This window comes from Streptomyces sp. NPDC059851, from assembly GCF_042732005.1.
Lineage (GTDB): Bacteria > Actinomycetota > Actinomycetes > Streptomycetales > Streptomycetaceae > Streptomyces.
This window is the reverse complement of the sequence record NZ_JBHWJJ010000025.1, coordinates 15,139-33,778: the sequence shown is the minus strand read 5'-3', so window position 1 is coordinate 33,778 and position 18,640 is coordinate 15,139. Positions and strand designations below refer to the sequence as shown.

Here is an 18,640-nt window from a genome sequence, read left to right as displayed (position 1 = left end):
CGACGACGGCCCGGGGAACACCCCCGGGCCGTCGTCCGGTCTGGCGGGGCCGGGGTGCTCAGGCGTGCGCGACGGCTTGCAGGGGGCCCAGGGCCGCGGCCCGACGGGCGGGGAGGGCGGCCGCGGCGGCGCCGACGGCCAGGGAGAGGGCGACGACGAGGGTGAGGGTGCCCCAAGGGAGGGTGAAGGCGTACTGGGGGATGGCTCCGTTGGCCAGGCCACTGACCCTCCACGCGCCGAACAGGCCGCCGGCCAGCCCCAGCAGGGTGCCGTACGCGGCGACCGCGAGGGATTCGAGGCGGATCATGCGGCGGATGCCGGCACGGTCCATGCCGATGGCGCGCAGGACACCGATCTCCCGGGTGCGTTCGGAGACCGACATGACGAGTGTGTTGACCATGCCGAGGGAGGAGATGACCACGCCGAGGGCGAGGAGCCCGAAGACCATGGTGATCAGTTCGCCGGCGGTTCCGGCCTGCTCCCTGACGAGTTGGGCGCGGCTCCGGACCTTCAGCAGGGGGCTGTCGTCGACCGCGCCGCGCAGCCGCTTCTCCAGGTCCGCCGGGGCTGCGCCGTCCTCGGTGCGTACGAGGACGCGCTGGACGGAGTCGCGCAGGTGGCCGTTCTGCTGGACGTCGCCGCGCCAGGCGAGGACGTCCTGGGCGGTGGGGTTGTCCTGGTAGATGCCGGCGACGGTGTAGGGGCGCTCGCGGTCGCCCTGACCGGGGCCGATGCTCGCGTCGATACGGCCGCCGGTGCTGATCCGGTTCTCGCGGGCGAAGCTGCTGGAGACGGCGATCCGGCCCGGTCCGATGTCGGTCGCGGAGCCGCTGGTGAAGGTCAGCTCCATGACCTCCCGCACGGTCTTCGGGTCGACGCCCGAGACCTGTCGGACGAGCGCGCCCGTGGAGAGGGTCGAATCCGCGACGGCGGAGACGGTGGTGACGCCGGGGACGGCGGCGAGGCGCTGGAGGGCGGCCGGGTCGACGGCGGTGGTGGTGTTGCGGGTGCTGATGACGTAGTCGGCGCTCAGGCCGGCGGCTGCCTGGGAGTCCAGGGCCCGGCTGGAGGAGTGGTCGATGGCGGCCAGTCCGGAGACCAGGGCGGTGCTGATCATCAGGGCGACGGCGGTGGTGGCGGTACGGCGGGGATCGCGCAGGGCATTGTCCTTCGCGAGGTCGCCGGCGGCGCCGAGGCGTGAGGTGAGCCGGCCGAGGAGGCGGATCACCGGGCCCGCCAGGAGCGGGGCCAGGAGGATCAGGCCGGTCACGAGGATGCCGCAGCCGAGCAGCGCGGTCCGCAGGTTCCCGTCCGAGGCGTCCTTGGCGTCGCTCAGCGAGAGCAGCAGGCCGGTGCCGGTGAGGAGTACGGCCGCGCCGACCCCGCCCCGGATCCGGGACAGCGCCGCGGGAGCCGGCTGCTCGGCGGTGCGCATCGCCTCCACGGGGGCGATGCGGGACGCGCGGCGGGACGGCAGCCATGCGGCGAGGACCGTGACGCCGACTCCGACGGCGAGGGAGGCGAGCACCGGGGCGGGACCGATCACCAGCGGTCCCTGCGGCAGCAGATCGCCGCCGGTACCGAGCAGGCCGGGCAGGGCGGTGGCGACGCCGAGCCCGAGGGCGAAACCGAGTAGGGATGCGCCGAGGCCGACGAGGGCCGCCTCGGCGAGTACGGAGCCGACGACCTGGCCGCGGGTGGCGCCGATGGCCCGGAGCAGGGCGATCTCCCGGGAGCGTCGCGTGATGAGCATGCTGAAGGTGTTGATGACGAGGAACGAGCCGATGAAGAGCGATACCGCGGCGAAGAGCATGGGCAGCCGGGCAAGGCTGCGTGTCTTGGTGTCGATGAAGACCTGCTGCTGGTCGGCCTTCGCGGTCGCGGTGGTCGCCTCGGCCCGGTCGGCCGGCAGCAGCGCACCGATGCGCCGGGCGAGTTCGGACGGGTCAGTGCCGGGCACGGCGGACAGGTCGATCCCGGTGTAGCCGCCCGGGTGGGCGAACAGCCGCTGTGCGGTGGCCTTGTCGAACACGGCGAGGGTGCCGCCGGAGGTGACCCGGGTGTCGTCGGTGGAGACGAGGCCGACGAGCCGCATCCGCAGCACGGGCCCGTCGGTGGCCATGGTGACGGAGTCGCCGAGGGAGTACCTGCCGGCCGCTGCCGTGCCCCGGTCCAGGGCCACCTCGCCGTCGGCGCGCGGGGCGCGGCCGGCCGTCAGCGGGTAGCGGCCGTCTTTGCCGTCGGTGCCGGGGACGTACGCGGCGGCCAGTTTGCCCATCGCGTTGTCGGCACGCATCGGCGAGCCGTCCTTGGCGGCCAGCGTGACCGAGCCGTCGACGGTCGGGCGGGCCCCGGCGACGCCGGGTACGGCGGCCAGCCGGGCCACGAGGGCGTCGTCGAGGGCGGTGGTGCGCTCGCCCAGGGGGGTTCCCGGGGGGTACTTCGGGTCCACGGTGACCGCGGTGCCGGCGTGGTTCTTCGACAGGGAAGCGCGGTGGGCGGCGGTGGTGGAGTCGACGAAGACGAGCGAGCCGGAGATGAACGCGACCCCGAGGCAGACCGCGAGGACGGTCATGGTCAGGCGGGCCTTGTGCGCGAGGGCGTTGCGCAGGGCTGTTCGCAGCATGGTGGACTTTCGAAAGGGTGCGGAGGGAGCGGGAGGGGAACCCGGCGGTCCGGGGGCGGTACGCGGTCAGCGGTGGGCGCGGCCCTGGGCTTCGAACGCGAGCATCCGGTCCAGGACGGCGCCGGACGTGGGCCCGTGCAGTTCGTCCACGAGGCGGCCGTCCGCGAGGAACACCACGCGGTCGGCGTAGGAGGCGGCGACGGGGTCGTGGGTGACCATCACCACGGTCCGGCCCAGTTCCCGTACCGAGTCGCGCAGGAAGCCGAGGACCTCGGCGCCGGATCGGGAGTCGAGGTTGCCGGTCGGCTCGTCGGCGAACACGATCTCCGGGCGGGAGACCAGGGCGCGGGCCACGGCGACGCGCTGCTGCTGGCCGCCCGAGAGTTGGGTGGGGCGGTGGGCGAGGCGGCCCGCGAGGCCGACGGTGGCGACGACGGTGTCCAGCCATGCGGGGTCGGGCTGCCGGCCGGCCAGCCGCAGGGGCAGGGTGATGTTTTCGAGCGCGGTGAGGGTGGGCAGGAGGTTGAAGCCCTGGAAGACGAAGCCGACCTTCTCCCGCCGCAGTCTGGTGAGCTGCCGGTCGTTCAGGGTGGACAGTTCGACGCCGCCGATCCGGGTCGATCCCGAGGTGACGGTGTCCAGTCCGGCCATGCAGTGCATCAGCGTGGACTTGCCGGAGCCGGAGGGGCCCATGACGGCGGTGAACCTGCCCCGCGCGAAGTCCACGGTCACCGCCTCCAGAGCGGTGACCCGGGTCTCGCCCTTCCCGTACGTCTTGGTCAGGCCGGACGCGCGGGCGGCCGGCTCCGTACCGGGCGTGCCGGAGGAGAACGATGACGAGGAGGAGGAAGTGGAAGAAGGAAACGTCTGCGACATGGATGCTCCGCCCTGGCGTGCGACGGCCCGCAAGGAGTTCCGCGGGCCGGGGATGCATCCATCGTCATGGCCCTGAGCTGCGCAAACATCGCCCTGTAGGCGGGAGTTGCCCTCTACCGAAAGGGCAATGCAGGCGGTTTCCCCTCTACCGAAGGGCAGAGGAGCGGACGGGGCCTCCGCCCCCGGGTCAGCCGGCCAGGCCGGTCCGGTGGGCCAACAACGCGGCCTGCACCCGGCTGGTCGAACGGGTCTTGTCCAGGATGGAACCCACGTGGGTCTTCACCGTGCCGGTCCCGATGCCGAGCCGCGCGGCGATGTCCTGGTTCGACAGGCCCTCGCCGAGCATCGCCAGAACCTCCCGTTCCCGGCCGGTGAGTCGCGCGATCCGCTCGTCCGTGGCCGCGCCGCCGGCGTCGTGGGGGCCGCCGGCGCGCAGCATGCGGGAGATCACTGCCCCGGTCACGCCGGGAGAGAGCACGGCGTCCCCGGCGGCCGCCGCACGTACCGCGCTGATCAGCTCCTGGGGGCCTTCGTCCTTCAGCAGGAACCCGGCAGCGCCCTCCCGGAGGGCCCGGACGACGTTGTCGTCGTCGCCGAAGGTGGTCAGCATGACCACCCGCGGCGCGGGGTCGAGGGCGAGCAGCGGGGCGATCGCGGCCAGTCCGTCGCACCCCGGCATCCGGATGTCCAGCAGCACCACGTCGGGTCGGTGTGCGGCGGCGAGCTCGACGGCCTGCCGTCCGTCGCGGGCCTCGGCGACGACCTCGATGCCGTCGGCGTGCCGCAGGATCAGGCGGACGCCGTGCCGGATCATCGTTTCGTCGTCGGCGAGCAGGACACGGACGGGCCGGTCGGGCCGGTCGGGCCGGTCGGACTCGGTCACGGGGTCTCCCAGGGTGCGGCGTCCCGGACGGACGGGACGGTGAAGCGGTCGATGGCGATGAGACGCCGTGTGGCGTCGAAGCAGTAGCGGGCGACCCGCAGGGCGCCGGGGCGGGACTCGGTGCCGCCGTTGAACGGGTAGGTGCAGCCGGCCGTGCCGGCGGGGCGGGGCGGCTCGTGGCCGGTGGCCGCCGCCCGGACCGCGGCGTTGTCCAGGACGCCCAGTCCCGCGACGTCGTCGTACGTCATGCCGACGCGGGGCAGCGGGCGCGGTCCGGCGGAGTCCTTCCGCGGCGCGGTGGCGTGGACGAAGGCGGTCCCGAGGGCCATCAGCACGCTCAGCGCCAGCAGCCCGAGGGCGAGCGTCAACACGTGCGCGGCCCCTGCCCCGGCGTGTCCGGCGTCCTCGGCGTCCTTGGCGTCCTCGCCCCCGTCGGCGTGTTCGACGTCGTGTGCGTCCTCGGTGGCCGTGCCGTGCGTGCCGGGTAGCCCGTCCGCTTCCAGCGGTCCGGCTCCCGGTCGGCCGGGGGCCGGGGCGTCGCCGATTTCGGCCGGTACGACCGCGTCGACCCGGAAACCGCCGGTCGGCAGCGGGCCGGCGTCGAACGTCCCGCCCAGCAGCTCCACCCGCTCCCGTAGACCCGTGAGCCCACGGCCGGTGCCCCCGTCGGCTGCGGGCACGTGGGGCGGGGGCGGGGCGCCGTTGCGGACGGTGACCCGGACCGTCGCGCCGCCGTGCACCACCGTCACCGTGACGTGGGCGGCGCTCGCGTAGCGGTGCACGTTGGTCAGGGACTCCCGTACCAGCCGGTGCACTGCGCGGCGTACCGGCGCGGGCCGTGCGTCGAGGTCGGGACCGGTCCAGTCGAGGCGTACGGCGATCCCGCCGTCCCGGGACTCCGCCACCAGGGCCTCGACGTCGGCACGGGTCCCGGTGGCGTCGGTGAGCGCCTCGGGCCCGGTGTCGCGGCCCAGCGGCCCGAGCACCCCGAGGGCCTGACGCAGCTCCCGCATCGCGTCGCGGGTCGTCCGCCGCACCAGGAGGGCCTCCCCGCGCAGCTCGGGGTCGGCCCGCTCCAGGGCCAGTTCCAGCCCGCCGGCGTGCAGCGAGATGAGGCTGAGCCGGTGCCCCACCAGATCGTGCATCTCGGCGGCGATGCGCGAGCGTTCGTGGATGCGGGCCTCGCTGTCGGCGAGGCGGCGGGCCCGTTCGGCCGCGTCCCCGCGCTCGCGCAGGGCCCGTACGAGCCGGCGCTGCTGCCCGTGGGCGGTGCCGACCAGCCCGGGGACGATCACGGCGGTCGGGGCGAGGATCAGCCCGAGCGCGAGTCCGTACGGCACCTGCCCCGGACCGGGCCACGGTGCGGCGACGGCCGCGGCGACGACGAGCAGAGCAGCCGCGGCCGCCAGCAGCCGGGCCCGCCGCCGCGCCACGACCGTCCGCCGCGCCACCGTGTAGGCGGTCGCCGCCGTGACCGGGCCGACGCAGAACGCCGGACCCGTCAGCGCGGCGAGGGCGAGGAGCACGGTCGCGGGGAAGCGGCGGCGCAGCGGGAAGAGCGCAGCACCGAACGCCAGCGCCGGCACGGGCGCGTACGGGTGGGGCAGCAGCTCCAGGCCCGCGACCGCCACCCACACGCCCAGCCCCGCGAGCACCACCCCGACCGTCTCCACCGACGCGCGGACGGCCCGGCCGGAGGGCCCGGCGGATGGACGACCAGGGACAGGGCGACGGAACGGAGCGGTACGCAACACGCTGACCAGTATCGATACCGGAAGAGGCGAGGGCATGCACCTCACGGCGGATCCGCCCCTCTACCGAAAGACAGAGGCGCGAGCTGAGTCCGGACGGACCCGAACGGGCGCGCCGGTGATCCCGGTCCGGGCGGCCGGTCGTTACGGAGGGCAACAGGAAGGAGAACTGCCATGCCGACCCACGGATCCGCACAGCAGCCCACGACCGAGCTCGACGCCCGCTACAGTTCCGCGCTCAACCCCCGCCCGGGGGCCGAGGACGTCACCCCCACTGACTGGGCCGATGCCCAGCGGCACCTGGCGACCGCCGAGATCTTCTGGGTCTCCACGGTGCGGCCCGACGGAAGGCTGCACGTCACGCCCGTGATCACCGCCTGGCACGATGGCGTGCTGTACTTCTCCACCGGCCCGGGCGAACAGAAGGCGAAGAACCTCGCCCATGACACGCACTGCGCGCTGACGACCGGTGGGAACTCGCTCACCGAAGGGCTCGACCTGGTGGTGGAGGGCAGGGCGCACCCGATCGCCGACCCGGCGGCGCTGGAGAAGGTGATCGCGGCGTACGAGGCGAAGTACGGGGCGCACATCACCTCGCCCGAGGGCACCTTCCACGGGATCGGTGACGCCTTCCGTCAGGGGAAGGCGGTGGTGTTCGCGGTGGCCCCGACCACCGCGTACGGCTTCGGCCGCGACAGCGGGGTGTACACCCACACACGCTGGACGTTCTGAGGACGTCCCCGGTCGGGCCGTCCGCCACGCGTGGGCTGCCGCGGCGGCCCACGCGTGGCCGTTCAGTGGAGCGGCGGTCGAGGAGCGGCCGGACGGCCGGCCACGAGGTGGAGGCGGGCGCCCGGGAAGGCGTCCACCAGTGCCCGGTCGTGGGTGACGAGGACGACGGCGCCGGGGTAGCGGGTCAGCGCCTCCTGGAACTCGTCGGTGAGGGCGGGGGCGATGTGGTTCGTCGGCTCGTCCAGGACGAGCAGGTCGGTGGGACGGGACACCAGTCGCGCCAGTTCGATCCGGCGGCGTTGACCGGCCGACAGGCCGGCGGCCGGGATCAGCAGGTCTTCCGGGCGGAAGAGGCCCGTGGCGAGGAGTGCGTCCGCGTGGTCGTCCGCCGGGCCGGGGCGGCCGGCGGCGTACGCGGAGAGGAGGGTGGTTGCGGGGCCGGCGGGCAGGGGGGCCGGTTCCTGCGGGAGGTAGCCGACGCTGGCCCGGACCCGGACGTGTCCGGCGTCGGCGCGACGGATGCCTGCGAGGAGGCGCAGGAGCGTGGTCTTGCCGGCCCCGTTGGGGCCGGTGACCAGCAGGCGGCCGCCGGCCGGGACCTGCAGTACGGGCACCCGGAGCCGGTCGCCGACGACCACCCCTTCGACCTCGATCACCGGTGGGCGCGGCGTCTCCGCCGCCGTGTCCGTGAGCGGGCTCAGGGTGGCGGTGAAGCGGAGGGGGTCCGGGGGCGGGCACACCGGGTGGGCGCGGAGGTGTTCCAGTCGGGCCCGCGCGGCCCGGACCCGGCCGGACAGTTTGGCCTCCGAGGAGCGCCGGTGTTTGCCGAAGCCCTGCCGGGGGTCCTTGCCGGTGCTCGCGAGCCGGGTGCCGGTCGTGTCGACGAGGGCCTCGGCGCGGGCCGTCTCCTCCAGCCACTCGCGGTGCTCCTGGGCGAGCCGGCGCCGTTCGGTCTCGCGGGCGGCCCGGTAGCCGTCCCAGCCGTCGCCGTAGCGGCGCACGGTGCGGGTGTCCGCGTCGACCTCCAGGATGGTGGTGGCGTACGCCCGTAGGAAGGCGCGGTCGTGCGTGACGGCCAGGACCGTGCCCCGGTGGGTGGCGAGCCGGCGGTGCAGCCAGGTGACGGCGTCGGCGTCCAGGTGGTTCGTCGGCTCGTCCAGGAGGAGGAGTTCGGCGCCCGCGCAGAGGGCGCCGGCGAGGGCCAGCCGGGAGCGTTCGCCGCCGGAGAGGGTGCCGAGGGGCCGCTCGCGGTCGATCCCGCCGATGCCGAGCCCGTCGAGGGCGGCGGCTACCCGCGCGTCCGCCTCGTACCCACCCCGTTCGGCGAAGGTCTCCAGCAGTTCGCCGTAGTGGGTGAGTGCGTCAGTCGAGGCGTCGGCGAGGGTCTGTTCGGCGCTGCGCAGCTCGCGTTCCAGGGCGCGCAGCTCGGCGAGGTCGGAGTCGATGGCGTCGCGGACGGTGGCCGTGGGCGGCAGGGGGGAGGTCTGGGCGAGGTGCGCCACCCCGCCGGGGGCGTGGAGTGTGACCTCTCCCGCGTCGGGGGCGTCGAGGCCGACGAGGAGGCGGATGAGGGTGGACTTACCGGACCCGTTCTCGCCGACGACGGCGACCCGCTCGCCGGGGCGGACGGTGAACGAGACCCGGTCGAGGACGCGGCGGGGCCCGAATTCCTTGGTGAGGTCGCGGACGGCGAGCTGGGATCGGCGGGCGGGCGCGGTCGGGGGGACCGAGGGGTGGTGGGCGCGGTCGCGCATGTTCTTCTTCCCTGACGTGGCGGCGGCCGGCGGCCGGCAGGCCCCGGCGGAGGGGGCCCGGCCGCTGTGGGCACTGGGACGTGTCGTGGGAACGTGCGACCCTGGCGCACCTCGCACTGCGTGCGGGCGCCGTGACGGCCGACCGATCAGCGGGAACGCTGGATCGGTGCGCTGCCGGGGGTCGGTGTGTTCCCGGTCCCGGGAATCAGAGGAAGAAGTGGAAACTGCCCATGCGCCCACCGTAGCGGTCAGCCGGGGACCGGGGCGTGTCCTTTTCGTGCGGCCGGCAGCCGGCGGGCGGCCGTGCAGTGGCCGCCCGGCCGGTGCGGAGTCAGCTCGCCCCTGCCTTCCAGCCCTCCACAGTGGCGTCCAGGCGGGCCATCTGGCCCGCCGTCAGCACCAGGCTGGCGGCGGACGCCGAGTCCCGGGCGCTGTGCGGGCGGGAGGCGCCGGGGATCGGGATCACCACCGGTGCCCGGGACAGCAGCCACGCCAGACACACCCGCTGCGGGCTGACCCCGTGTTCGGCGGCGACCTCGTGGAAGGCCGTGCCGGACGACGTCGGGCCCGACGGGCCGTCCAGTGAGCTGCGCGAGATCCCGCCCAGCGGGCTCCAGGGCAGGAAGGCGATGCCGAGTTCGGCGCAGCGGCGCAGCTGCGGTTCGCTGTCACGGACGGCGGGCGAGTACTGGTTCTGTACGGAGACCAGCAGGTCGCCCAGGACCAGCCGGGCCTCGTCGAGCTGCCCGACGGTGACGTTGGAGATCCCGGCCGCGCGGATCTTGCCCGCCTCGGCCAGTTCCCGCAGGGCGCCGACGGATTCCGCCCAGGGCACCTGCGGGTCGGGCTTGTGCAGCTGGTACAGCCCGATGGTGTCGACCCCCAGCCGGTGCAGCGAGGCCTCGCAGGCGCGCCGGAGGTGCTCGGGACGGGCGTCCACGGTCCACGAGCCGTCGCCGGGCCGGCCGCGGCCGCCCTTGGTGGCCACCAGTACGGTGTCCCGGTCCTGGCCGCGGTCGGCCAGCGCCCGTGCGATGAGCTGCTCGTTGTGGCCGGTCTCGCCGGCATGCCAGTGGTACGAGTCGGCCGTGTCGAGGAGGGTGACGCCGGCGTCCAGCGCGGCGTGCAGGGTGGCGAGGGCCTGCCGCCGGTCGGGGCGGCCTTCCACGGACAGGGGCATGGCGCCGAGTCCGACCGCCGACACCCGCACCCCGCCGATGAAGCGTTCGACCGTCACCGCGCACCCCCGCCCCGGATCGCGTCCGGGCGCGCGGCGAGGGCCTCGTCGACCGCCTGCGGCATCCAGTCCGTCACCCGGCCGAAGGCGAAGCCCAGGCGGGTCGCCCGCCCGTTGTCCATCGGGTAGTGGCGGTCGTACGAGAACGGCGACGCGGCCGCTCCGGCCTCCACGAGCGTGTAGCGCGGTGTCGTCCCGGCCCGTTCGGCCACCAGGTCGCCGAGTCCGGTCACGGTCAGCGCGCCGTGCGAGCAGGCGTTGACCGGTCCGGTGAACGACGCCGCGGCCGTCCAGTGCAGGAACTCGGCGATCTCCCGGTGGTGGATGAACGTGGTCGGGTACGCCCGCCGGTGGGCCAGGACGGGCTCCCCGGCGGAGATCCGGTCGGTGTAGTGCGCGAGCCGTCCGGTGAATTCGGCCCGGCCGCCGCCCAGGACGTGGGCGGTACGCACGACGGCGGTCGGGAAGACCGGGTCGGTGAGGAGCACGCTTTCGGCCTGCCGCTTGCCCTCCGCGTACGCCGTCGCCCCGTCCGTGCCGGCCGGGACGCCGGGCACGGGTCGACCGACCGGGTCGAGGAGGTCCTCGGGGACCGGGATCCCGGCGCCGCGGGCCGGGGCCGGGGCCGGTGTCCGCGTCGCCGGGTCGTACACCTCGACCGTCGAGGTCATCACGTAGCGGCCGGTCCGGCCGGCGAAGACCCGGCGGGCGACTGCCGCCTGCCCCGGCGCGTAGCACACCTGGTCGATGACCGCGTCGAAGGTCCGGGAGCCCAGCACGGCGCGCAGCTGCCGCTCGTCGTCGCGGTCGGCGACCAGGTGCGTGACCCCGTGCGGTGCGGGAGCCGAGCCCCGGTTGACCACCGTCACGCGTGAGCCCGCCTCGCGCAGCCGTTCCACCAGGTGCCTGCCGAAGTAGCGGCTTCCACCGATCACACATACGTTTCGCATGCCTCGACTCTGCCGCTGTACGGTCCCCAGCAGAACTGGTCTCCTGCTGAACGCGTATGAAGGAAAACTGATGATCGATGTGCAGCGGCTGCGCGTCCTGCGGGCGGTGGCCGAGCACGGCAGTTTCAACCGGGCCGCGGCCGCGCTCCTGCTCACGCCCTCGGCCGTCTCCCAGCACATCGCCGTGCTGGAGCGCTCGGTGGGCCGGCCGGTTGCGATCCGCAGCACCCGCGGTGTCACCCTCACCGACGCCGGGCGGCTGCTGGTGGAGGCCGGCGAGACCATCTCGGCCGAACTCGACCACGTGCGCCGGCAGATCGACCGGCTGAACGCCGAGCGGCCCCGGCTGACGGTCGCCACGTTCACCAGTGGCGGCCGCTACCTCCTGCCCGAGGCGCTGGCCCGGTTCGTGGCCGCGCACCCGGACGTGGAGCTGACCGTGCGTGAGAGCGAGCCGGAGGGAGCCCTGCCGATGCTCCGGCGCGGCGAGGCCGATCTGGCGCTCACGTACCACTTCGACGGCCCCCTCCCGGTCCCGCCCTCCGAACGGCCCGGCATCGACTGGACCCCGCTGATGGACGATCCGCTCTCGGTCGTGCTGCCGCGCGGCCACCGCCTGTCCGGGCGCGCCGGCATCGAGCTCGGGGAGCTGGCCGCGGACCGGTGGGTACTGGGCTGCCTCAAGACCGAGGCGTACCTGCGCCGCCATGCGCAGCGTGCCGGTTTCGACCTCCAGGTGGCCGCCTCCACCACGGACTACTTCTTCGCCCAGACGCTGGTCGCGGCGGGGGTGGGGGTGTCGCTGGTCCCGAAGGTGTCGCTGGCCCCGGCACCGGGGGTCACCGTGATCGACGTCGAACCCCCGCGCCCGGCCCGACACGTCGGCGTGGCCGTTCCTCGGCGCCGCCGGCCTGCGCCGCACACCGCCGCCTTCGCGGAGGCGCTGGCCGCGGCCGCGGCCCGGGCCCACCGGGCAGAACCGTGAGGCCCTGACGACGGGCGCGCCCGCCCGTCCGGCCAGCGCCCGGTTTCGCCGATGCCGCACGTCCGAGGCGTCCCGGCACGGATCGTGCACCACCATGGGCAGTGGCGGCGCCGTCCGGCCGAGCAGCGCCGACCGGTCCGTTGCTGCCCGACGACGGAGGGAAAGGGAACGTGCAGGAGCTGGCGATCATCGAGGCACCGTCCGTGCTCGGCCTACGGCCTTCCGGCGTCGAGGACCTGCCGGCGGCCCTGCTCGGCGCAGGCCTGCTGGACCACCCCGGGGCGCTGCGAGCCGACCGGGTCGGGGCTCCTGCCTACGACCCGCGGCGGGACCCCGAGACGGGGGTCCTCAATGCGGCGGGCATCGCCCGGTACTCCGTCGGGCTCGCCGATGCGGTCGGCCGGGCCCTCGACGCCGGGCGGTTCCCGGTGGTCCTCGGCGGCGACTGCAGCATCCTGCTCGGCAACCTCCTGGCCCTGCGCCGCCGGGGCCGCTACGGGCTGCTGTTCCTCGACGGCCACACCGATTTCTACCAGCCCTCGGCAGAACCGGCCGGCGAGGCGGCGTCGATGGAACTCGCCCTGGCCACCGGCCGCGGTCCTCGGCTCCTCACCGACCTCGAAGGGCTCGGTCCGCTGCTCCGCGACGAGGACGTGGTCGTGTTCGGGTTCCGGGACGCCGCCGAATCGGCCGAGGTCGGGATGCAGCCCCTGCCGGTCGGGCTGTACGCGATCGACCTGGAGGGGGTGCGTACCGTCGGAGCCGCCGCGGCGGCGCGCCGTGCGGTCGACCGGCTCACCCGCGGCGGCGCCGCCGGGTACTGGATCCACCTCGACGCCGATGTCCTGGACGACGCGGTCATGCCCGCCGTCGACTACCGGCAGCCCGGGGGATTGACCTGGTCGGAGCTGGAGGCCGTGCTCCGGGCGGCGCTGGCCGACGAGCGGGCCGTCGGCCTCGACGTCACCATCTTCAACCCCCGCCTCGACCCCGACGGCGGGATCGCGGCCCGGCTCACCGAGTGCCTGCGCCGGTCACTGTCCGCACGGCCCGATCGTTGACTCCCGTCCCAAAGGTGGCCGGGACAGACCCCCAGAAGTGACCCGCTCCCGCCACCGGAAAACGAGCTGCTCCTGCCAGGGGTCGCGGCATAGTCTGCTCGACCGTGGACGAAGAACGCAGCGCCCGGCAGCTCCAGCTGATCGGCGAGACGGTGGGGATCGCGCAGGCCCTCGGTGTGGAGTTGTGGCTACGCGGGGGCTGGGCCATGGACTTCTTCCTCGGCGAGGTCACGCGTGACCACGAGGACATCGACTGGTTCGCCCGGGCGGAGGACGCCCACGCCCTGACCGACGGCCTGCTGCGGGCCGGCCACGAACCCGTGCCCGGGCCACCTGCCGACCAGCAGGTCGACTTCCGCAAGCAGGGCGTGGAGAGCAGCTTCGCGCTCCTGGCCGCGGACGGTTCCGGGCGCGCCGTGGTCGCCGGCGGCCCCTGGGCCGGGGAGCCGTGGCCGGAGGGCATGCTCGATCACCCTGATGGCCGAATCGGGGCAGTGGGGTGCCGGATCATCAGCCCCCGCGCCCAGATCGAGATCAAGCAGATGACGCCGATCTGGATTCCGGGCCGCCCCCGCCGCAGGAAGGACGCCGAGGACGTCACCCGGCTGGAGGCGGCACTGCTGGAGCGGGAAAGGACGCGTTCCTAACCGCCCGGGCTGAAGGTCACCGGGAGGCTTGCGGGGCCGCGCAGGCCGCCGGGGCGCCAGGGGATGTCGCCCGGCGCCACGGCGAGGGCCAGCCCGGGGAGGCGGCGCAGGGCCGTGCCGATGGCGATCTGGCCCTCCAGCCGGGCCAGCGGCGCTCCCAGGCAGTAGTGGGCGCCGTGCCCGAACGCGAGGTGGGCGTTGTCCTGGCGGGTGACGTCCAGGCGGTCCGGGTCGGGGAACCGGGCGGGGTCACGGTCGGCGATGGCCGAGGCGACCAGTACGGTCGCGCCGCGCGGGACGGTCACGCCCGCGATCTCCACGTCCTCGCGGGCGAACCGGGCGATGCCGGGACTGACCGGGCCGTCGTAGCGGAGGAACTCTTCGACCGCGCCCGGCAGCAGCTCGGGGTCGGAGCGCAGCCGGTCGAGCTGGTCGGGGTGGGCGAGCAGCATGGCGATGCCGCCGCCGATCAGGTTGACGGTGGTGACGTAGCCGGCGGCGAGCAGCAGGAACACCATGGCGATCAGCTCGTCCTCGGTGAGCTGCTGCTCCTCGTCACGGGCCGTGATGAGGCCGCTGAGCAGGTCGTCCCCGGGGTGGGCGCGTTTGTCCCGGATGAGGCCGGTGACGTAGGCCCGCATGTGCCGCCACGCCTCGTTCACCACGGCCGGGTCCACGGGCTCGGCGCCCCGCATGAGCATGCGGTCGGTCCAGTGCTGGAACTCGTGGCGGTCGTCCACCGGCACCCCGAGCAGTTCGCTGATCACCGTGACCGGGAGCGGCAGCGCGAAGTCCGCGACGAGATCGGCGCGGCCGTTCGGGACGACCGCGTCCAGCAGCCGGTCGGTGATGGCCTGGATCCGGGGCCCCATCCCGGCCACCCTGCGGGCGGTGAACGCCTTGGAGACCAGGCGGCGCAGGCGGGTGTGGTCGGGCGGGTCGCTGCGGAGCATGTTGCTCAGCATCGACTCGCGCTCAGTTTCAGGCAGCTGCCGCAGGAGCCGGGGGTCGGAGGCGTCGCGTACGTCGCTGCTGAGGCGGGGGTCGGAGAGGGCCGCGAGCCCGTCCTCGTAGCGGGTGACGAGCCAGGCCTCCACGCCGCCCGCGATGACGGCGCGACGCACCGGGCCTTCCTCGCGAAGCTGTCGGTACAGCGGGAACGGGTTCGCGACGAAGGCGGGGTCGGCGTAGGGCAGGACGGCCGGCTGCTCGCTCATGGTGCCTCCCGGAGTGCGTCGTCCTTCACCATCGAGAGCGAGGATATATCTTCAGGTTTGTCCGTATATCGGTTTCAGGTGGGCGTTTCGGTCCGGGCGACGAAGCGGGCGAGCTCCTCGACGGCGCCGCGGGGCAGCTCCGCGACCGCCGGCTCGGGGAGGGTCTCGATCACCGTGCGCAGCCGTGCGCCGAGGTGCGGCTGCAGCACGGCCCACGCCGAAGCCGGGGCTGCCACTGCCGCGAGGAGCAGGTCCCCTTCGTAGAAGTACGCGTCCAGCAGCGGTTCCTCGACGAGCAGGCGCACGGCGAGGGGAAGCACGTACGGCAGTGCCACCTGCTGCGAGATCAGCGTGCGCAGGTCCGCCGGGCGGAGTTCCCCCAGCGGCACGGAGCGCAGCGCGTGCACCTTGCGGACGAGGTGCGTGGCGTCGGGCGGCGGAGCCGTCCAACGGGGCGGGTCCAGCTCGTCGAGGGTGCGGCCGAGGTGCAGCAGGTGATCCATGGGCCGCATTCTCCCCGGCCCGTCCGCCCGTGTCCCCTCCCTGGACGTGCACCGGCGGGTGTCAGTGGGCGCCCCTAGCCTTGCGGCATGATCTGGACCACCGCCCAGGACGCACTCCCGCCCGCCCCGCCCGCGCGGCGGCTCGCCGCCGCACCCGCCGGGCTCGCCGAGACCGTCGAGCTGACGGAGAGCCAGTCAGGCGCCGCGTCCCACACCGTGGAGGGGTTCGAGCGGGCCCTCGACGGGCTCGTACGGCAGGCGCAGCGCGACCGCATCACCCTCACCACGGCCCTGCACGCCGCGTTGGGGCACCGCTACCCCGAGGAGATCGAGGCACACCGGCTCGCCCCGTTGGACGTCGTCGTGGCCACGCTGCTGTGGCGGGTACCGGGGTACGGCCTCGGGCCCGGGTCCGTGCTGGAGCAGCGCGGGCACGAGGAGTGCGGGCAGGGCGGGCTGGAGCGGGTGATCACGGCGCGCGTGCGCGAGATCGGGTACGCACTGCTGTCCAAGCACCCCCTGCCGTTCCTCCTGGCCACGCCGACCTGGGACACGGGTGCGCTGGCGGCGGGCGAGCTCGTCGAACGGCTCGCGCAGTACGACCGGTTGGGCATCCGGCCGGGACCGGCCGACTTCGGGCAGGCACTCCTGCGCATACGCCGTGACGATCCGGACGCTCCGGACGCCGCCGGAGCGGCGGCCCGCCTCGGTACCGCCGAGGGTGACCGGCTCGCCGCCTGGCTCGGCCCCGACGGCGAGCCGGGCACGGCGCTCCGCCGGACCGCCCACCCCGACCCGCGGGCCCACCGGGCCTGGGCGCGGGCGGGCGCCGCCGTGCCGCAGGTCGTCTTCTCCAGTGCTGAACGGCCGGTCCTACGACGGGACTTCCCGGACGCCTTCCACTGGCTGGGCCGCCCGCACGAGGGATTCACCCAGTGCTACCACTGGCACGAAGGACATCCCGTACGGGCGTCGGTGCTGCCCGAGGACCGGGAGACCCAGGCCGCGTGGCTGCTGCCCTCCGTGACGCTGGCTGCGACGGTCGGCGACCACGGCGGCGCCTGGATGCTGCCCCACCTCGCCCGGCTGGGTGGGCCTGCGGGGCCCGCGCTGCACGCCGCCGTGGCGGCCGGGCTGGGCGGGCGGTACCCGGAGAGCCGGAAGCCGGCCGTGGACGCCCTGCTGGTGCTGGCGATGCGGGGGGAACTCGACGCCCCGCTACTCGGGAGGGAGCTCGCCGCAATGGTGGCGCTCGGCACGGTCAAGCCCAACCGGCTTGCCGAAGCGGCGCGTTCTGCTGCGGCCGCAGGTGCGTACGCCACATCGTGGGCCGTCCTCGCCGGGGTTCTGCCGGCCCTCCTGCCCTCGCTGCGGGGAGCGGGCGAGGTCCTGGCCGTCGCCGCCGACTGCGCGGAGCGCTGCGGGGCGACAGGTCCGGTCCCGCCCGAAGTGGCGGCGGTCGCCGCCCGCCCCGGGTCCTCCCGGCTGGTCACCGAGGCCCGCCGCCTGAGCCACGCGCTCACCGCCCCGTAGCCGACGGCTGCCGAGGGCTGGTCCCGGGCGTCGAAGCCGTACCGCCTGCACGGTCAGGGCTCGGTGACGGCCAGCCATATCTGGAACTCGAAGTCGCCGTCGCCCACGAGGGCGTAGGACTGGAGGACCAGGTGGCGGCCGTCCTCCGTCTCCCAGGTGGCCGACCATTCGCCGTCACCGCCGCGGAGGCAGCTCACCACGTCCGAGAGGGGAGCGCCGAAGCACTCGCGCAGGCGCCGCTCCAGGGTGCTGACCATCTCGTCGAAGCAGTGCTGGGTGTTCTCCAGGAGGAAGGGGTACTCGGAGAGGCATTCGGCGGCCAGCCAGATGCTCGCGACCACGTGCATCGCGCCGTTCTCGGTGCGCTCCAGGTCGTACTCGTCGAGCTCGGAGAGGTCGTACGGGTCCTCGTTGCGGTCGAAGATCAGTGAGCAGGGGTAGAAGGCGCGGGCCGGCATGTCCAGCAGTTCCTGCACGACCGCGGCGATGTCGCCGTCCCAGGCCTCGGTGTGGTCGATGTACGTCCGGGGGTCTCCGGTGAGGAAGGGCACGTGCCGTTCGAAGGTGCCTTGGGCGGCGATGCCCTGCCAGACGGCCCCGCCCGCCGCGTCCCGCAGGGTGACGGTGCCGCCGTCCGCGGCGGAGACCTCGACGCGGCACACGTCGCGGCCGTCACGGCCCACGTGGACGACGTCCCCCTCGTCGGTGAGGAAGGGGGCGAGGCCGTGTCCGCCGTCGAAGCCGATGATCCAGCGCTCGGAGTCGATGAGCGGTTCCCGGTGCGCGGTGGGGGTGAACGAGCCGTCCGCGCGCAGCACGCCCCACGCCCGGGGGTCCAGCATCCGGGCCACGGCCGCGCCGCCGGCGTCGAAACGGTCGGTCCATTCGTACTCGTCCGCGATCGCCCACGCGCCGGTGGCGTCACGGAAGCCGCGTACGTAGTCGTCGCCGACCCTCAGCAGGCCGCAGCTCAGTCCGTCGTCCATCTCCCCCTCGCGCCGGATGACCACCTCGCCCCGGGGGTTCACGAATCCGGCGAACGTGTTGCCGGTGTCGCCGCCGATGACGTACGCGAGCCCGTTGTCGTCGAATGCGTCGAACAGGCTGAAGCGCGGCTCGACGACCCACTCCCCCGTGGTGTCGATCAGCCCCCACTTCTCGCCGAGCAGTGCGGGCGCGGTGCCCTCCGCGTGGAACGGGCGGGCCCCGTCGAAGCGGGCGGCGATGACGAGGTGCCCCGCCCGGTCGACGTAGCCGCAGCGGCCGTCCGCCAGCCGGACGGCGCCGAGACCGTTCGGCCCGAACTGCCCGGCCTGCAGGTAGGCTCCGCCGATCACGACGGTGCCGGTCGGGTCGACGTACCCGACGCCGGTCTCCGTACGGACGACCGCCAGCCCGTGCCGGAACGGTCCGGCTTGCTCGAAGCGGGCGGAGACGACCGCGGCCCCCGAGGTGTCGGCGTACCCCCACTTCCCGCCGGCCAGGAACCGGGAGAGGCCCGCGCCGTCGAAGTCGGTGGTGTGCTCCAGGGCGGGGTCGGCGAGCCAGCGGCCCCGCCCGTCCAGGTAGCCCCATCTGCCGGCGAGGTCCGCGGCGGGGGCCGCGAGCCCGCCACGGCCGTCTTCGTGGAACGGTCCGACGGCAGCGAGGTCCGGCGGGCGGAGGAGGTGCCCCACCCGGTCGACGAGCGCGAAGCGCCGGCCGAAGGGCGCGCAGCCCTCGACGGGGACGGCGTGGGGCGCGGGCGGGGCGGTGTGCACGGTGGTGCTCTCCTTCGAGGCCCGCCGGACGAGTGCGGGACCGGGGAAGAGCGTAGGCGGGCCCACTGACAGCCGCCCTGGCGGGCGATGGCCCCGCCCTGCTCCTCCCCCACCCACGCCACGCT

The 18,640-nt window shown here is 74.5% G+C and carries 15 protein-coding genes; 5 read left to right on the top strand and 10 right to left on the bottom strand.

Going from position 1 to position 18,640, the window contains the following annotated elements:
- Positions 1 to 58: 58 nt before the first annotated feature.
- The 4 genes from ACFV7Q_RS11845 to ACFV7Q_RS11830 form a co-directional block, all read right to left on the bottom strand.
- A complete protein-coding gene (locus ACFV7Q_RS11845) occupies positions 59 to 2,626 on the bottom strand; it encodes an ABC transporter permease (RefSeq protein ID WP_385427017.1) in 2,568 nt (855 codons plus the stop codon).
- A gap of 66 nt (positions 2,627 to 2,692) precedes the next feature.
- Positions 2,693 to 3,502: an ABC transporter ATP-binding protein gene (locus ACFV7Q_RS11840; protein ID WP_385427014.1), complete on the bottom strand. Its 810-nt coding sequence runs from the start codon at positions 3,500 to 3,502 to the stop codon at positions 2,693 to 2,695.
- Positions 3,503 to 3,689: 187 nt separating this feature from the next.
- Complete coding sequence (locus tag ACFV7Q_RS11835; RefSeq protein ID WP_385427011.1) at positions 3,690 to 4,385, bottom strand: response regulator; 696 nt, start codon at positions 4,383 to 4,385, stop codon at positions 3,690 to 3,692.
- The gene (locus tag ACFV7Q_RS11830; RefSeq protein ID WP_385427008.1) at positions 4,382 to 6,175 is read right to left on the bottom strand and encodes a sensor histidine kinase; all 1,794 of its coding nucleotides are present in this window, start codon (positions 6,173 to 6,175) and stop codon (positions 4,382 to 4,384) included. The genes ACFV7Q_RS11835 and ACFV7Q_RS11830 overlap by 4 nt, the downstream gene beginning before the upstream one ends.
- Before the next feature lie 135 nt (positions 6,176 to 6,310).
- On the opposite strand from ACFV7Q_RS11830, the gene ACFV7Q_RS11825 reads away from it, so the two are divergent.
- Positions 6,311 to 6,868 (top strand): pyridoxamine 5'-phosphate oxidase family protein, encoded by a 558-nt coding sequence (locus ACFV7Q_RS11825; protein WP_385427005.1) that lies wholly within the window; start codon positions 6,311 to 6,313, stop codon positions 6,866 to 6,868.
- Between the two features lie 62 nt (positions 6,869 to 6,930).
- Here the strand turns inward: ACFV7Q_RS11825 and ACFV7Q_RS11820 are convergent, their stop codons facing one another.
- The 3 genes from ACFV7Q_RS11820 to ACFV7Q_RS11810 all read right to left on the bottom strand — a co-directional run bounded on the left by ACFV7Q_RS11820 (position 6,931) and on the right by ACFV7Q_RS11810 (position 10,809).
- Positions 6,931 to 8,622, bottom strand: a complete 1,692-nt coding sequence (locus ACFV7Q_RS11820; protein ID WP_385427003.1) for an ABC-F family ATP-binding cassette domain-containing protein — start codon at positions 8,620 to 8,622, stop codon at positions 6,931 to 6,933.
- Positions 8,623 to 8,953: 331 nt separating this feature from the next.
- A complete protein-coding gene (locus ACFV7Q_RS11815) occupies positions 8,954 to 9,859 on the bottom strand; it encodes an aldo/keto reductase (RefSeq protein ID WP_385427000.1) in 906 nt (301 codons plus the stop codon).
- On the bottom strand, positions 9,856 to 10,809 hold the full coding sequence (locus ACFV7Q_RS11810) for an NAD-dependent epimerase/dehydratase family protein (protein WP_385426997.1): 954 nt from the start codon (positions 10,807 to 10,809) through the stop codon (positions 9,856 to 9,858). The genes ACFV7Q_RS11815 and ACFV7Q_RS11810 overlap by 4 nt, the downstream gene beginning before the upstream one ends.
- A 70-nt stretch (positions 10,810 to 10,879) precedes the next feature.
- Here ACFV7Q_RS11810 and ACFV7Q_RS11805 point away from each other — a divergent pair, with 70 nt between their 5' ends.
- The 3 genes from ACFV7Q_RS11805 to ACFV7Q_RS11795 all read left to right on the top strand — a co-directional run bounded on the left by ACFV7Q_RS11805 (position 10,880) and on the right by ACFV7Q_RS11795 (position 13,502).
- The gene (locus ACFV7Q_RS11805; RefSeq protein WP_385426995.1) at positions 10,880 to 11,794 is read left to right on the top strand and encodes a LysR family transcriptional regulator; all 915 of its coding nucleotides are present in this window, start codon (positions 10,880 to 10,882) and stop codon (positions 11,792 to 11,794) included.
- 170 nt (positions 11,795 to 11,964) lie between these two features.
- A complete protein-coding gene (locus ACFV7Q_RS11800; RefSeq protein ID WP_385426992.1) occupies positions 11,965 to 12,855 on the top strand; it encodes an arginase family protein in 891 nt (296 codons plus the stop codon).
- Between the two features lie 104 nt (positions 12,856 to 12,959).
- Complete coding sequence (locus ACFV7Q_RS11795; protein ID WP_385426989.1) at positions 12,960 to 13,502, top strand: nucleotidyltransferase domain-containing protein; 543 nt, start codon at positions 12,960 to 12,962, stop codon at positions 13,500 to 13,502.
- Here ACFV7Q_RS11795 and ACFV7Q_RS11790 read toward each other — a convergent pair.
- Both ACFV7Q_RS11790 and ACFV7Q_RS11785 read right to left on the bottom strand, forming a co-directional pair.
- Complete coding sequence (locus ACFV7Q_RS11790) at positions 13,499 to 14,719, bottom strand: cytochrome P450 (protein WP_385426987.1); 1,221 nt, start codon at positions 14,717 to 14,719, stop codon at positions 13,499 to 13,501. The genes ACFV7Q_RS11795 and ACFV7Q_RS11790 overlap by 4 nt on opposite strands.
- A 74-nt stretch (positions 14,720 to 14,793) precedes the next feature.
- Positions 14,794 to 15,222, bottom strand: coding sequence for a contact-dependent growth inhibition system immunity protein (locus ACFV7Q_RS11785; RefSeq protein WP_385426985.1), 429 nt, complete (start codon positions 15,220 to 15,222; stop codon positions 14,794 to 14,796).
- An 87-nt stretch (positions 15,223 to 15,309) separates the two neighbouring features.
- Here ACFV7Q_RS11785 and ACFV7Q_RS11780 point away from each other — a divergent pair, with 87 nt between their 5' ends.
- Positions 15,310 to 16,755, top strand: coding sequence for a DUF6493 family protein (locus ACFV7Q_RS11780; RefSeq protein WP_385426983.1), 1,446 nt, complete (start codon positions 15,310 to 15,312; stop codon positions 16,753 to 16,755).
- A gap of 53 nt (positions 16,756 to 16,808) precedes the next feature.
- On the opposite strand, the gene ACFV7Q_RS11775 is transcribed toward ACFV7Q_RS11780, so the two are convergent.
- On the bottom strand, positions 16,809 to 18,515 hold the full coding sequence (locus ACFV7Q_RS11775) for a WG repeat-containing protein (protein WP_385426981.1): 1,707 nt from the start codon (positions 18,513 to 18,515) through the stop codon (positions 16,809 to 16,811).
- Positions 18,516 to 18,640: the final 125 nt, after the last annotated feature.

What these genes read in the sequence shown, in the direction of transcription:
- ACFV7Q_RS11845 (WP_385427017.1), bottom strand. Translation starts at nt 2,626, where the DNA reads ATGCTGCGAACAGCCCTGCGCAACGCCCTCGCGCACAAGGCCCGCCTG.
- ACFV7Q_RS11840 (WP_385427014.1), bottom strand. Translation starts at nt 3,502, where the DNA reads ATGTCGCAGACGTTTCCTTCTTCCACTTCCTCCTCCTCGTCATCGTTC.
- ACFV7Q_RS11830 (WP_385427008.1), bottom strand. Translation starts at nt 6,175, where the DNA reads ATGCCCTCGCCTCTTCCGGTATCGATACTGGTCAGCGTGTTGCGTACC.
- ACFV7Q_RS11825 (WP_385427005.1), top strand. Translation starts at nt 6,311, where the DNA reads ATGCCGACCCACGGATCCGCACAGCAGCCCACGACCGAGCTCGACGCC.
- ACFV7Q_RS11820 (WP_385427003.1), bottom strand. Translation starts at nt 8,622, where the DNA reads ATGCGCGACCGCGCCCACCACCCCTCGGTCCCCCCGACCGCGCCCGCC.
- ACFV7Q_RS11810 (WP_385426997.1), bottom strand. Translation starts at nt 10,809, where the DNA reads ATGCGAAACGTATGTGTGATCGGTGGAAGCCGCTACTTCGGCAGGCAC.
- ACFV7Q_RS11805 (WP_385426995.1), top strand. Translation starts at nt 10,880, where the DNA reads ATGATCGATGTGCAGCGGCTGCGCGTCCTGCGGGCGGTGGCCGAGCAC.
- ACFV7Q_RS11790 (WP_385426987.1), bottom strand. Translation starts at nt 14,719, where the DNA reads ATGAGCGAGCAGCCGGCCGTCCTGCCCTACGCCGACCCCGCCTTCGTC.
- ACFV7Q_RS11785 (WP_385426985.1), bottom strand. Translation starts at nt 15,222, where the DNA reads ATGGATCACCTGCTGCACCTCGGCCGCACCCTCGACGAGCTGGACCCG.
- ACFV7Q_RS11780 (WP_385426983.1), top strand. Translation starts at nt 15,310, where the DNA reads ATGATCTGGACCACCGCCCAGGACGCACTCCCGCCCGCCCCGCCCGCG.